The organism is Rhodococcus sp. CH91, assembly GCF_022554085.1.
Classification (GTDB): domain Bacteria; phylum Actinomycetota; class Actinomycetes; order Mycobacteriales; family Mycobacteriaceae; genus Rhodococcus.
Genome location: NZ_JAKFYR010000004.1, coordinates 255,659 through 269,542 on the forward strand (window position 1 = coordinate 255,659; position 13,884 = coordinate 269,542).

Here is a 13,884-nt window from a genome sequence, read left to right on the forward strand (position 1 = left end):
CGCTCGTATTTTCCCTTCGCCGTCACGCCCCGGGCGCGAACTCCTCGAGCATTTCCGTCACGAGGGCCGCGATCGGCGACCGCTCGCTTCGCGTGAGCGTCACGTGTGCGAACAGCGGGTGTCCCTTGAGTTTCTCGATGACCGCCGCGACCCCGTCGTGCCGGCCGACGCGCAGGTTGTCGCGCTGAGCGACGTCGTGGGTGAGTACGACGCGGGAACCCGTTCCGAGCCTCGACAACACGGTGAGCAGCACGTTGCGCTCGAGCGACTGCGCCTCGTCGACGATCACGAACGAATCGTGCAGCGACCGGCCGCGAATGTGCGTGAGCGGCAGGACTTCCAGCATCCCCCGGCTGAGCACCTCCTCCAACACCGCGGGGCTGGCGAGCCCTTCGAGGGTGTCGAAGACGGCCTGACCCCAGGGGTTCATCTTCTCCGCCTCGGTGCCCGGCAGGTAACCGAGTTCCTGGCCGCCCACCGCGTAGAGTGGGCGGAAGACGACCACCTTGCGGTGGGTTCGCCGTTCCAGCACGGCCTCGAGGCCGGCGGTCAGCGCGAGCGCGGACTTCCCGGTCCCGGCCTTGCCGCCGAGCGAGACGATCCCCACGGATTCGTCCAGCAGCAGGTCCAGCGCGACGCGCTGTTCGGCCGAGCGGCCGTGCAGCCCGAACGCTTCCCGGTCGCCACGCACGAGCTGGACGCGCTTGTCTGCGGTGACCCGGCCGAGTGCACTCGACGAACCCCCGAGCAACTTGATTCCGGTGTGGCACGGCAGATCCCGGGCCTCGTCGAGGTCCACGACACCTTCGGTGAACAATTCGTCGATCGCGGCTCGATCGACGTCGAGTTCGGTCATGCCCGTCCATCCCGAGACGACCACGTCCTGGGCGTGATATTCGTCCGCGTCGAGGCCGACGGCACCGGCCTTGACCCGCAAGGGGATGTCCTTGCTGACGAGCACCACGTCGCGCCCCTCGGTGGCCAGGTTCAGAGCGCACGCGAGAATCCGGGCGTCGTTGGTGTCCGTACGGAAACCCGCGGGCAGCACCATCTGGTCGGTGTGGTTGAGCTCCACGTGGAGGGTGCCACCCTCGTCCCCGATGGGGACGGGCTCGTCGAGGCGTCCGTGCCGCTGCCGCAGGTCGTCGAGCAATCTCAACGATTCGCGGGCGAACCAGCCGAGTTCGTGGTGGTGACGCTTGCCCTCGAGTTCACCGATCACCACCAACGGAAGGACGACTTCGTGCTCGGCGAACCGGGTGACCGCCCAAGGATCGGACAGCAACACGGAGGTGTCCAGCACGTAGGTACGTACAGCAGGTTCTGTCGCCTCGGTGGCGCCGGGGCGAGTGGGGACGGAGCGTGTTGCGTTCACGTGAGGCTCCTCGGCCCGAACGGCACCGTCCGGACGTTGTTCGGTGGGCCGGCGGTCCCCGGTGTCGTCACGACCACGGAGGCCCGGTGCCGGCCCCCTCGTTCGGACTGTGTCAGCCACACGATCAGGGACCTCCCGCGTAGTCGGCACCTGCGCCGCCTACGCCCCCGACGCTAGACCCGCCGCAGCCGATTCGCTGGTTGGCCGACAGTGCGTGTCGGTGAAAATTGGGTAAACGACGACCCACGTGCCCCTTGGGATATCAGGAGTGAGCACCGGACCCGTCAGCGCATCGACGCCGCGAGCTGTTCGGTCTCCCGGTCGCGGCGGCGAGCCGTCTCGGTGATCGCCTCGATCACGGCGTCGGTCGTCTCCACCCGCCCGACACGCTTGGCCACGTAGTCGAGGGCCATGACGTGCTCGTCGCGGGAGAAATCGGCGGTGCCGTCGAGGACCATGAACGGGGCAACGTCGCTCATGAAGGCGTCGGCGGCACTGAGCATGCATCCCATGTGGGCGTAGACGCCGGTCACGATCAGCTGGTCGCGGCCGTTGTGTGCGAGCAACTGACGGAAGTCCGTGCGCTGGAAGGCGGAATAGCGCCATTTGGTGACCTGGATGTCGCCCGGTCCGGGCACGAGTTCGTCGATGACCTCGGTGTCACGGCCGGAGCTCAGGCCGGTCCCCCAGAAGTCGGCGAGGATGCCGCGACGTGAGGGGTGCTGGTCGCCGGGTTGCATCGTGTAGACGACAGGAACGCCTGCGGCCAGGCAGGCTTCACGCAGCCGGACGATGTTCGGCACCACCGTCGCGAGCGGCTCGGCGTCGCGCCGGTAGGCGTCGATGAAGTACTTCTGCATGTCGTGGATGAGCAGTGCACAGCGGGACGCATCGAGCGTCCAGTCCACCCGAGCAGCGGGAATCTCGTCACCGGTGGGCAACTCGTACGGATCGATGCTCGGAATGGCCATGCGACTTCCTTCTGGTTCAAGGGTGTTCGTGACATCGCCGACAGTGTCAGCATGCGTAGGCTACCCTAACCAAGCCGCGCGGTGGGGACTACCGCAACACCCGCAGAAAGACCGCCGGCCCGCACCGCACATCGGGGCGGGCCGGCGGCCGGGGTCGTGTGGACCGTCAGATCAGGCGCCAGTCCTCGAGGCCCTCGTACAGCGGCACGGACTGCGCGAGGGCGCTCACCCGCGTACGCAGCGATTCGGCATCGGCAGCTCCGGTCAGGGTGGCAGCGATGATGTCTGCGACCTCGGTGAACTGCTCGTCGCCGAAACCGCGGGTCGCGAGAGCCGGGGTACCGATACGCAGACCGGAGGTGACCATCGGCGGGCGCGGGTCGAACGGCACCGCGTTGCGGTTGACGGTGATGCCCACCTCGTGCAGCGCGTCCTCACCCTGCTGGCCGTCGAGCTCCGAGTTGCGCAGGTCCACCAGGACCAGATGCACGTCGGTGCCGCCGGTGAGCACGGAGATGCCCTTGTCCGCGACGTCCGGCTGCGACAGCCGCTCGGCGATGATCTTGGCACCGGAGAGAGTGCGCTGCTGACGATCCTTGAACTCGTCGCCCGCGGCGATCTTCAGCGCGACGGCCTTCGCGGCGATCGCGTGCATGAGCGGGCCGCCCTGCTGGCCGGGGAAGACCGCGGAGTTGATCTTCTTCGCCCACTCCTGCTTGGCGAGGATCAGGCCCGAGCGGGGGCCGCCGAGGGTCTTGTGCACGGTGGTGGACACGACGTCGGCGTAGGGCACGGGCGAGGGGTGCAGACCTGCAGCGACCAGGCCCGCGAAGTGCGCCATGTCGACCCACAGGTACGCCCCGACCTCGTCGGCGATGGAGCGGAAGGCCGCGAAGTCCTCGTGGCGCGGGTACGCCGACCAGCCGGCGACGATGACCTTCGGCTTCTCCCGCACCGCGATGTCGCGCACCTCGTCCATGTCGATGCGGTGGTCGTCCTTGCTGACCCCGTAGGACGCGACGTCGTAGAGCTTGCCGGAGAAGTTGAGCTTCATACCGTGCGTGAGGTGGCCACCGTGCGCGAGGTCGAGGCCGAGCAGCTTCTCGCCCGGCGTCATGAGCGCCATCAGCACGGCGGCGTTGGCCTGCGCACCCGAATGCGGCTGGACGTTGGCGAACTCGGCGCCGAACAGTTCCTTCGCGCGGTTGCGGGCGAGGTCCTCGACGATGTCGACGTTCTCGCACCCGCCGTAGTAGCGACGGCCGGGGTAACCCTCGGCGTACTTGTTCGTCAGGACGCTGCCCTGCGCCTGGAGCACGGCGCGCGGCACGAAGTTCTCCGACGCGATCATCTCGAGAGTGTCGCGCTGACGCGACAACTCGCCGGCCATGGCCTGGGCGACCTCGGGATCGAGATCGTTCAGTGCAGCAGTATTCACGTCGGCGCCGGGCGCAGCGGTCATCGAAGCTTCTCCAAGCAGAGGGCGGCAGGATACGTCTTCCAGTCTACGAACCTCACCCGACGCGCCGGAAGGCGGGACCCGGACGCAGCCGATCCGGTCCCGGCCACCTCATCGCAGGCTGCTCGGCACGAGGGGCTCGTCGAGCAGACGCCGAAAGCGATCGGCTCGCTCGGCCCCTGCCGGAACCTGGCCGAGCCAGCCGCCGAGCAGCCGGTACCCCTCGACGTAGGTGCTGATGTAGGCGCGCCACAACGGCGACGACAGGAATCGCAGCGACTGGCGAGCCCGATCGGGGCTCGACAGCGACCAGCGCTGCAGGAACTCGGCCACTTCGTCGTGACTGCGTCCCCGGTCGTGGAGAAGGAGCGCGGCATCCTGACGCACCGGGAGCAACTGCTCCGACGCCCCGGACAACTGCTCGGCGAGTTCGCCGTCGAAACGGAGACCGAGATCGGCGTAGATCTCCTGCGCCCACCTCCCCCAGCCCGGGCCCACCACGGCCTCGAGTGCCAGATCGGCGAGCCCCTCCGCCATGAGGCACTGCGGCGTGTTGACGAGGAACAGCGTCTGCTCCGCCTGCCCTCCGGCCACGAGACCTGCCTCCTTCCGGCAGTGCTCGGTGTGATGCCCGGGATACGCCTCGTGGGCGATCAGCCGCGGCAGGTGCGACATGGTCTGTTCCACGTCGGAGTTGATCGCCACCCGCGAGCGGTAGTCGCCGAGGTAGTAGTTGAAACCCGACCACGGCTTGTCGCCGACCACCTCGTATTCCACCCGTTCGGTGTCGGGCAGCGGATAGACCGCCCGCACCTTCTCGCGCAGCGCACTCGAGAACGCCTCCACGCACTCGGCGAGCCGGTCCGCGGGAATCACCTCGGACTTGCGGTGGGCCTGCATCCGTTCGGTGAGCGAGCCCGAGCCCGGCAGCACCGCGTCGAGACGGCGGTGCGCGTCGCGATACTCGTCCTCGTCGCCCGGGGCGATGCGGACGTCGAAATACGCCTCGACCTCGTCGACGAAACCGATGTCCTCACCCGCGAACGTGCGAGCCGAACAGTCGAGTGCACGCAGGTGCACATCGAGGAAACGGGCGCGCTCCTCGGCCAGGCCCACCCCCGGAAGCTCGTCCCGGAGACGGCGCGCGATGTGTGATAGATCACGAGGATCCGGCTTCGGCGCATTCTCCACCCGGCGACGCAGGGCGGGGTCTCCCGTGTAGGCGTCGACGAAGCCCTCCTCGAGCCGGTCGAAAGCCAGGCCCAGCAACAGATATTCGTCCACGAAGTCCTCGGCTCCCATACCCACCGAGCCTAGTCGGTCCCCTGCGGGCCCTCACGCGGACACTCGACACGGAGGGACCCCGACGAGGCATCCCGGTGTGTCAGCGCGCACAATCCGATACATGGACATGCAATGCCGCATCCGCGCTGCGGGACGCGCCGATCACCCGTGCGATCCGGTCGACGCCGCACCGCGCATCGCCGGGAAGACGTGCCGATGGGCCGTCTGAACGAACCGAGCCCGTACGTCGAGTTCGACCGCAAGCAGTGGCGCACGCTCCGGAAGTCGACTCCGCTCGTGCTCACCGAGGACGAACTCGTCGGACTCCGGGGGCTCGGTGAGCAGATCGACCTCGCAGAGGTCGCGGAGGTCTACCTGCCTCTCGCCAGGTTGATCCACCTGCAGGTCGCGGCCAGGCAACGACTGTTCGCAGCGACGGCCACCTTCCTCGGCGAGAAGCATCCGGACCAGCAGGTGCCCTTCGTGATCGGGGTGGCCGGCTCGGTCGCCGTCGGCAAGTCCACCACCGCACGCGTGCTCCAGGCACTGCTGGCACGGTGGGACCACCATCCCAGCGTGGACCTCGTGACCACCGACGGATTCCTCTATCCGACCAAGGAACTCGTGCGACGCAACATCATGCACCGCAAGGGTTTTCCCGAGAGCTACGACCGGCGCAAGTTGCTGCGGTTCGTCACCGAGGTCAAATCGGGCGCGAAAGAGGTTGCGGCGCCCATCTATTCCCACATCTCGTACGACATCATCCCCGGCCAGTACCACATCGTCCGGCAGCCGGACATCCTCATCATCGAGGGTCTGAACGTGCTGCAGACCGGACCGCGGCTGATGGTCTCCGATCTGTTCGACTTCTCGATCTACGTCGACGCACGCATCGAGGACATCGAGAAGTGGTATGTAGAGCGATTTCTCGCGCTGCGGAAGACGTCTTTCGCCGATCCGGAGGCCCACTTCCATCACTACGCGAACCTGTCGGACCGGGACGCGGTGAGCGCGGCGAAGGAGATCTGGCACTCGATCAATCTGCCGAACCTGGTGGAGAACATCCTGCCCACCCGTCCGCGAGCGACCCTGGTGCTCCGCAAGGACTCGGATCACGCCATCAACCGGCTCCGACTGCGCAAGCTCTGAACGGCACCGACAGCACCGCCCTCGATCGCCCGAGGGCGGTGCTGTCGGGCGCCGAAACGGCGGTGCCGTCAGGCGCCGAAACGGCGGTGCCGCGCCGCGTAGTCGCGGAGCGCACGCAGGAAGTCGACCCGGCGGAACTCGGGCCAGTAGGCCTCGGTGAACCAGATCTCCGAGTAGGCGGACTGCCACAGCAGGAATCCCGACAGCCTCTGCTCCCCGGACGTGCGGATGACGAGATCCGGGTCGGGCTGGCCCGAGGTGTAGAGATGGTCGTCGACGCCCTCGACGGTGACCGCCTCGACGAGATCCTCGCCGCGCAACCCCTGCGCATACCGCACGCGAAGAAGCGACTGGACGGCGTCGACGATCTCCTGGCGGCCGCCGTATCCGACGGCCACGTTGACGTGTGTCCCCGTGCGGCCGGCGGTTCCGGCCGCGGCCTCGTGCAGTCTCTTGGCATGGTCGGCCGGGAGGAGGTCGGTGGTACCGACGATCTTCACGCTCCAGTTCTGACCGGGGGCCGAGATCTCCTCCACGACGTCGGAGATGATCTCGAGCAGAGCGTCGAGTTCTTCCGGATCGCGCCGCAGATTCTCGGTGGAGAGCAGGTAGATCGTGGCCCTCTCGATGCCCGCAGCATCACACCAGCTCAGCAACTCGGCGATCTTCTTCGCACCCTCGCGATGACCGTGACTGACATCGGTGAAGCCGTTCTCGCGCGCCCAGCGCCGATTGCCGTCGCACATCACCGCCACATGCCGCGGATGCTGCGCTCCGTCGAGTTCTCTCAGCAGCCGGCGCTCGTAGAGCCGGTACAGCAGTCCGCGGACACTCACCCCGTCATCACCACCCGCGCCACATTACGCGCAGCCGTACGGGCTCTCGCGGCGGTGGTCACACAGCCTCCTGTTGCACAGTTGCAGACTGTAACGTGACGACGGAACATCAACCTACGCATTCGTAGGTTACCGACCGGTACACGGAAGGGTGTGCGCATGACGGCTTTCGGCCTCGACGAACTACCCGCCAAACCCCGGATGCGCGGATGGATCCACGCCTGGGCCTTCGGTGTCGCGCTCCTCGCCGGCATCGCGCTCGTCACGACCGCCGCACTCTTCGCCGACCGGCCGGGCGCAGTGGTCCCCGCTGCGATCTACAGCCTCACGGTGTGCGGCGTCTTCGGCGTCAGCGCGCTCTACCACCGCGGGCGGTGGAGTCCCCGGACGCGAATGTGGATGAAGCGGGCCGACCATTCGATGATCTTCGTGTTCATCGCCGGCAGTTACACGCCGTTCGCGACGCTCGCACTCCCTCCTGAGACCGGGCGGATCCTGCTGATCGTGGTGTGGTCGGGAGCGCTGGCCGGGGTGGCACTCAAGATGCTCTGGCCCACCGCCCCGAGATGGGTCGGTGTTCCTCTCTATCTCCTGCTGGGATGGGCGATCGTCCCCGTCGCGGGTCAGCTGGTCACCGAGGCCGGCCTCACGCCCATGATCCTGTTGCTGATCGGGGGGCTCTTCTACAGCGGCGGTGCCGTTCTCTACGCCACCAGATGGCCCGATCCCTGGCCGGCGACCTTCGGGCATCACGAGTTCTTCCACGCGGGCACAGTGATCGCGGCCGTGTGCCACGCGGTGGCAGTGTGGCTGGTGGTTCTCGCTTGAAACCTCATGAGTCCCAACGTGCAACATCTCACACCGTCTGACCCTGCTGTCACCCGTTTGTAGACTCGCCAGGGATGTCTATTCCGCTACTGGCCTTCGAACTGACCGACACCAACCGCGACTGGCTGATCCACCGGCCATTGGCGATCGTGAGCTACATCGTCGTTGCGGTAGTGCTCCGCTACGTCCTGCACCGGTTGATCGACCGGATGACGAGGCCGCGAGTGAAGTCCACGAAGCAGCGCAGATCGCTCCTCGCGCCGCTGCAGGAACGCGCTGGACGGACCATGGGGGATCCCCATACCCGCGAACGACGGGCCCAGCGGGCTCAGACGATCGGCTCGGTGTTCAAGTCCGGTGTGTCGATCATCGTCCTCGTCTGGGTGGTGCTGCAGACACTCGACACCCTCGGCTTCAACGTCGCCCCCTTCATCGCGTCCGCCGGCATCGCCGGCGTCGCACTCGGCTTCGGTGCGCAGAACCTCGTCCGGGACTTCATCTCGGGGATGTTCATGCTGCTCGAGGATCAGTACGGAGTGGGCGACGTCGTGGACGTGGGCGACGCGGTGGGCACCGTCGAGTCGGTCGGCCTGCGCGTGACGACCATCCGCGACATCGACGGAACCCTGTGGTTCTGCCGCAACGGCGAGATCCTGCGGGTCGGCAACATGAGTCAGGGACACGCCGTCGCGGTGCTCGACGTGCCGATCGCTCCCTCCGCCAACGTCGACCGCGCCTGCCAGGTCGCGCTCCGGGCCGTTCTCGACGGAGTCGAGCGCGAGGACATCGCGCCCGACATCCTCGAGAAGCCCGAACTGCTGGGCGTCAACGCCGTCACTGCGGGCTCGGTGACCCTGCGCCTGACCGTGCGCGTCCGCGCCGGCAAGCAGTGGGGCATCCGCCGGAGCCTGACCCGCGCGGTGCTCGAGGCCTTCGAAGCGAACGACATCGAGACCCCGAACCTCGCGCTGGCCACCGTCCCCTACACCTAGACGCTCACCAGGGCCTCGGCCTCGTCGGGACGTCGCGCCGCCCGCACGCGGTCGAGGACGAGCACGCACACGAGCGAGACGGCGCCCCAGATCACGAAGGTGATCAAGTGTCCTCCCACCGTGTCTCCCCCGAAGTACAGGATCGACCGGACGGACTCCACCGCCGCCGGCATCGGCAGCACGCCGTGCAGGAAGGTGAAGACCTCCGGCGTCATGTACATCGACATCGCGCCGTTCGACGCAGGCACCCCGAGGAACATGAGGATGCCGACGGCAGGGACGACCGCGAGCAGACCGAACAGCCTCGAGAGCACCAGCGTGAACAACGAGGTGGTGAAGATCGCGACGATGCCCGTCCCCCACAACGACAGGAAGTGCCCGTCGACAGCTCCGACGATCGGGTCGGCGATCACCCAGAGCACGGCGGACATGAACACGGCCCATCCGGCCGCGATCGGCAGGAACCGCTTCAGGACCATGGCAGCAGGCTGTGCGCTGCCCGCGACGACGACCACCATGAAGCCGGCCATGATCCAGCCCATGGCGACGTACAGCGTCACCGTGCCCATCGAATCGGATTCCGGCAGCGGGGCGAGATTCTCGACCGCGAGCGGGACCTGCATTCCTGCGGAGACCTGGTCGAAGACGTTCTGCACGACCTGCTGCTGGCTCGTCCCGGCCGCTTCGCTGGTGACGAGGGTCGCTGTAGGCGATTCCGCGGACGGCAGCAGGTAGGCCGCGACGATCGTGCGGTCCTGCACCTGGGCGCGGACGTCGTCGATCGAGGTCGAGACCTGCAGGTCGAACAGTCCGGACATGCTCTGTTCGAGCCCGGCGACCGTCTGTTCCGCCTGTTCGGTGGTCGCGGCGACCACGGTCACGGGCATGTCCCGCGGGGTGGGCTGGTACATCGCTCCCAGCATGATCGAGAGCATCAGCACGACCATCGCGAACGGGAAGAACGCGAGGGTGAGATAGCGGACCCGCTTGCTCGCGGGACGCGGCCCCGCCGTGAGGGACGGCAGGGTCACTTCGGGGTCCCCCGCGGCGGGATTACGACGGCGCTTCAGCGCGTCGACACCGCAGGTCGCGGCGAGTGCGACGAGGGCACCGACGACCAGAACCAGCAGGTGCCCGCCGAGCCCGTCACCCCCGAAGTACAGGACCGACCTCAGGGATTCGCCCGCCGCCGCGGTGGGAAGGAAGCCGTGCAGCGGGACGTAGATCGACGGTAGAGCGTGGATCGACATCCCGAGATTCGAGGCGGGAACACCGAGGACCATCACGAAGAGCATGCCCACGAGGACGGCCATCGGCCCGAAGATCCGCGTGAGGAACAACTGGACCGAACCGACGGCGAAGATCGAGAGCCAGGAGATTCCCAGCAGCGTCGCGGTGTTGCCTTCGACGACGCCGAGGATCGGACCGGCGACGAGCCACACGAGCGTGCCGATCAGGACGGACCATCCGGCGAGCAGGGGCACGACGCGCCGGAATCGCAGCAGCTCCGGGGAGTTGGACAGCATGATGCTCAGCGGCATGTAACCGGCGAGCATGAGGGCCTGGGCCATGAACATCGCGCCCAGTCCGGCCATGTCGTGATCCGGGAGCGGAGCCAGGTCGTCGACCGTCAGATCCAGACCCTGTCCGAGCACCTGAGGTGCGAGCAGGCCGACGACCATCGACGACTGGGACGCCCCGGCCGCACCTGCCGTGTACACGGTCGCGTCCCCGGAAGCCGACAGCGAGACCGCACCCGCGACCTCCCGCCCGAACACGAGGTCGCGGGCCTGCTCGTCGGTTCCGACGACGCGGACGTCGACCGCCTCGGGATCGGCGGCCTCGAGTGCGCGGGCGAAATCGTAGGCCTGCTGCGACGAACCGGCGACAGCGATCGGCATGTCGTTCGGCGCCGGCGAGTGCATCGCGTACAGATAGCCGGTGATCATCATGCCCACCATCAGGAGGGGAAGCATGATGATCGCCACGTAGCGGCCGATGTTCTCCTTCCGCGCCCGGGCGAGTTCGGCCTCGGTGGGGCCGTCGCCTCCCGGCGGTTCGTTCTTCTCGGTCGTCACGGTGTCGGTCACAGATGAACTCCTCGGGATCCGGCATGGGATCGATCGGGCGGGGGCCGGTGTCGACCCCTCGGAAATACGCTGATTGACTTAAAAATCTACGCCAGGTGTCTTAAGAGGGCCAAACTGAGACACTGGTGACGTCCGTCCCGTTCGAACCACCTCGGGGGTCCGATCCGGACACATACACAGAAAGCGACAGATGCAGAGTGGGTAACTACGGCGATCAGGCGCGCCAGGCGCTGCTCGACTCGGCCGAGGAGCTGTTCGCCACCTTCGGCGTGGACGGGGTGTCGAACCGGCGCATCGCCGAGCACGCCGGAAATGCGAACCATTCCGCGGTGAGCTACCACTTCGGTGGCCGAGAAGAACTCGTCCGCGCGATGCTCACACGGTATGCCGACGAGACCCGGCGCCGGCGCGGGCAACTCGTGGCGATGCTCGGCCCCGAACCGTCGCTACGGGACGTGCTGAGCTGCCTCGTCCTTCCGTTCACGGATCAGCTCGCATCGATGCCGGTCCCGAGCTGGCGGGCACGTTTCCTCCGGCAGTTGAGGGCCGTGCCGTCGATGGTCGACGTCGTCACCGGAGCGACCGTCGAGGACACCTACATCGACGACCTCATCAAGCGAGCCCGCGTGTGCGTCGCCCACATCCCCGACGGGGTCCTCACCGGCCGGTCGTGGCTACTGGGAAAGCTGGTGGTCGACGCCTGCGCCGACTACGAGGCGCGGCTCCAGCGCGAAGCCGTCGAACCGGACTGGACCGGTTTTGCGCGCTTTCTCGTCGACGCGGCCGCCGGAATGCTCGAAGCCCCGGTGACGTGCGAAGGAGACTTCCTCGGATCGCGCACCGTCTCCGCCTGGCCATGACCGCTCAGACAACCGAGAGGGCCTCGCGGAGTTCCTCGACCGTCGTCACCGGGCGATCGCACACGAAACCGCGGCAGACGTAGGCCGTGGGGGCGCCCTCGACGCGGGGCCGGCCGACGAGCAGCGGTGAGGAGTCGGACTCGCCGCCCACCACGAGCGCGCCGCCGGGTGCGAACCGGCGTGCGGCGTCGAGGAGTTCCCCACCGCCCACGACGCCGACCTGGACGGGGCCGCGCACCGCCGCCTCGGCGACCGTCAGCCAGTGCCCGGCCGCGCGCGGTACCCGATCGAGCAGAATCGCCGACGCCGACAACGACATCGCCGCCGCATCGGCGTAGCGCGAATCGTCGTGCACCAGCGCGGACAGCCCGAGCAGCGCCTCGGTGATCAGGGACGCCCCGGACGGCGTGGCGCCGTCGATCGGGTCGCGAGGTCGCGCGACCAGCGACTCGGCGTCGTGCGCGGTGTCGAACCAGCTGCCGGGGCGTTCCGGGTCGGCGAACTGCTCGAGCGCGACGTCCGCCAGCGCCCTGGCATGGGCGACCCAGCTCACCTCACCCGTCGCCTGGTGCACCGCGAGCAAGGCGGTGACGAGCGCACCGTAATCCTCGAGGACCCCTGCCGGTGCTCCCACCACACCGCCGAGGGATGCGCGGCGCAGACGGCCGCCGACGAGGTGCCGGTCCAGCAGGACCTGCGCGCAGTCGGTCGCCGCGTCGATCCAGGCGGGCTCGCCGAGTGCGGCGCCGGCCTCGGCGAGCGCGGTGATCGCGAAGGCGTTCCACGCGGTGACGACCTTGCCGTCGCGTCCGGGCTGGGGGCGTTCCGTGCGCGCCGCGAACAGGCGGGCCCGCACGTCGGCGAGCCGGGCGGAATCCTCTGCGTCGCCCGGCAACTGCAGCACCGACGCGCCGTGCTCGAAGGTGCCCTCCTCGGTGACCGCGAAGACCGTCGCCGCCCACCGGCCGTCGTCCGTGCCCAGAATCTCCTCGAGCTGCTCGGGAGTCCACACATAGGTCAGCCCCTCCACCCCACCGGTGTCGGCATCGAGGGCCGAGGTGAAGCCGCCTTCCTCGGCGAGCAGATCGCGGAGGAGAAACTCCGCGGTCTCCTCCGCAACGCGACGCGGGAGTTCTGCACCCGTGACCCGCGCGAGGTGCGCATACATCCGCAGGAGCAGGGCGTTGTCGTAGAGCATCTTCTCGAAGTGCGGGACGACCCATCCGGCGTCGACGCTGTACCGGGCGAAACCACCGCCGAGCTGGTCGTAGATCCCGCCGCGCGCCATGGCCCAGGCCGTACGTTCGACGAGACCGAGCGTGTCGGCGGAGCGGGTGCGCTCGTATCCGCGCAGCAGTCCCTCGAGCAGGTTCGACGGCGGGAACTTCGGAGCCCCACCGAACCCGCCGTGATCGCGGTCCTCGTCGCGGGCGATGGTGTCGGCAGCGGCATCGAGAAGTGCCGCGTCGACGGATCCACCCCCGGCCGGGAGTCCGCCGCTGCTGCGCTGCAGTTCGGTGACCACGCCCGCGGCCGCCTGCGCGACCTCGTCCCGTCGCGTGCGCCACGTCTCGGCGATCGCCTCGAGGAGCTGGACGAACGAGGGCATGCCACCCCGCGGGGTGTTCGGATAGTAGGTGCCGCAGTAGAAGGGGGCACCTTCCGGGGTGAGGAAACAGGTCATCGGCCACCCGCCGTGACCTGCCATCGCGACGGTCGCATTCATGTAGATCGCGTCGATGTCCGGTCGTTCCTCACGGTCGACCTTGATGCACACGAAGTTCTCGTTCATGACGGCAGCCGTGGCGTCGTCCTCGAACGACTCGTGCGCCATGACGTGACACCAGTGGCAGGCCGCGTAGCCGACCGACAACAGGATCGGCACGTCCCGCTCGCGCGCCTCCGCGAGCGCCTCCTCGCCCCACTCCCGCCAGTGCACCGGATTGTCCGCGTGCTGGCGGAGATACGGGCTCAGCGCGTCGGCCAGTCGATTCGCCATGTCCCCACGCTACGTACGCGCAGGGTGCCGCGTCGGCGTGT

Annotated in this window: 11 protein-coding genes; 4 read left to right on the forward strand and 7 right to left on the reverse strand. The window is 68.0% G+C overall.

The features are described from left to right. Positions 1-22: 22 nt before the first annotated feature. The 4 genes from MOM01_RS10445 to MOM01_RS10460 form a co-directional block, all read right to left on the reverse strand. The gene (locus MOM01_RS10445; protein ID WP_241385351.1) at positions 23-1,375 is read right to left on the reverse strand and encodes a PhoH family protein; all 1,353 of its coding nucleotides are present in this window, start codon (positions 1,373-1,375) and stop codon (positions 23-25) included. Between the two features lie 284 nt (positions 1,376-1,659). Beyond that, the gene (locus MOM01_RS10450) at positions 1,660-2,346 is read right to left on the reverse strand and encodes an isochorismatase family protein (protein ID WP_241385352.1); all 687 of its coding nucleotides are present in this window, start codon (positions 2,344-2,346) and stop codon (positions 1,660-1,662) included. Between the two features lie 166 nt (positions 2,347-2,512). Further along, entirely contained in the window at positions 2,513-3,808 is a 1,296-nt protein-coding gene (gene glyA, locus MOM01_RS10455; protein WP_241385353.1) for a serine hydroxymethyltransferase, read from the reverse strand. Between the two features lie 108 nt (positions 3,809-3,916). After that, positions 3,917-5,107, reverse strand: a complete 1,191-nt coding sequence (locus tag MOM01_RS10460; RefSeq protein ID WP_241385354.1) for a DUF885 domain-containing protein — start codon at positions 5,105-5,107, stop codon at positions 3,917-3,919. Between the two features lie 198 nt (positions 5,108-5,305). On the opposite strand from MOM01_RS10460, the gene coaA reads away from it, so the two are divergent. Beyond that, positions 5,306-6,238, forward strand: a complete 933-nt coding sequence (gene coaA, locus MOM01_RS10465) for a type I pantothenate kinase (protein WP_241385355.1) — start codon at positions 5,306-5,308, stop codon at positions 6,236-6,238. A 68-nt stretch (positions 6,239-6,306) separates the two neighbouring features. Here coaA and MOM01_RS10470 read toward each other — a convergent pair whose 3' ends face one another. Continuing rightward, positions 6,307-7,074: an isoprenyl transferase gene (locus MOM01_RS10470; RefSeq protein ID WP_241385356.1), complete on the reverse strand. Its 768-nt coding sequence runs from the start codon at positions 7,072-7,074 to the stop codon at positions 6,307-6,309. A gap of 159 nt (positions 7,075-7,233) precedes the next feature. Between MOM01_RS10470 and trhA the strand changes: the two genes are divergently transcribed. Both trhA and MOM01_RS10480 read left to right on the forward strand, forming a co-directional pair. Beyond that, positions 7,234-7,902 (forward strand): PAQR family membrane homeostasis protein TrhA, encoded by a 669-nt coding sequence (gene trhA / locus MOM01_RS10475; RefSeq protein ID WP_241385357.1) that lies wholly within the window; start codon positions 7,234-7,236, stop codon positions 7,900-7,902. Positions 7,903-7,976: 74 nt separating this feature from the next. Further along, the gene (locus MOM01_RS10480) at positions 7,977-8,894 is read left to right on the forward strand and encodes a mechanosensitive ion channel family protein (RefSeq protein WP_241385358.1); all 918 of its coding nucleotides are present in this window, start codon (positions 7,977-7,979) and stop codon (positions 8,892-8,894) included. On the opposite strand, the gene MOM01_RS10485 is transcribed toward MOM01_RS10480, so the two are convergent. Then, positions 8,891-10,984 (reverse strand): ABC transporter permease, encoded by a 2,094-nt coding sequence (locus MOM01_RS10485; RefSeq protein ID WP_241385359.1) that lies wholly within the window; start codon positions 10,982-10,984, stop codon positions 8,891-8,893. The two genes, MOM01_RS10480 and MOM01_RS10485, sit on opposite strands and share 4 nt — an antisense overlap. Before the next feature lie 197 nt (positions 10,985-11,181). Between MOM01_RS10485 and MOM01_RS10490 the strand changes: the two genes are divergently transcribed. Beyond that, a complete protein-coding gene (locus MOM01_RS10490) occupies positions 11,182-11,844 on the forward strand; it encodes a TetR/AcrR family transcriptional regulator (RefSeq protein ID WP_241385360.1) in 663 nt (220 codons plus the stop codon). A gap of 4 nt (positions 11,845-11,848) precedes the next feature. Here the strand turns inward: MOM01_RS10490 and MOM01_RS10495 are convergent, their stop codons facing one another. Next, positions 11,849-13,843 carry a thioredoxin domain-containing protein gene (locus MOM01_RS10495; protein ID WP_241385361.1) on the reverse strand — a complete coding sequence of 665 codons (1,995 nt, stop codon included), beginning with the start codon at positions 13,841-13,843 and terminating at the stop codon, positions 11,849-11,851. Between the last annotated feature and the right edge of the window lie 41 nt (positions 13,844-13,884).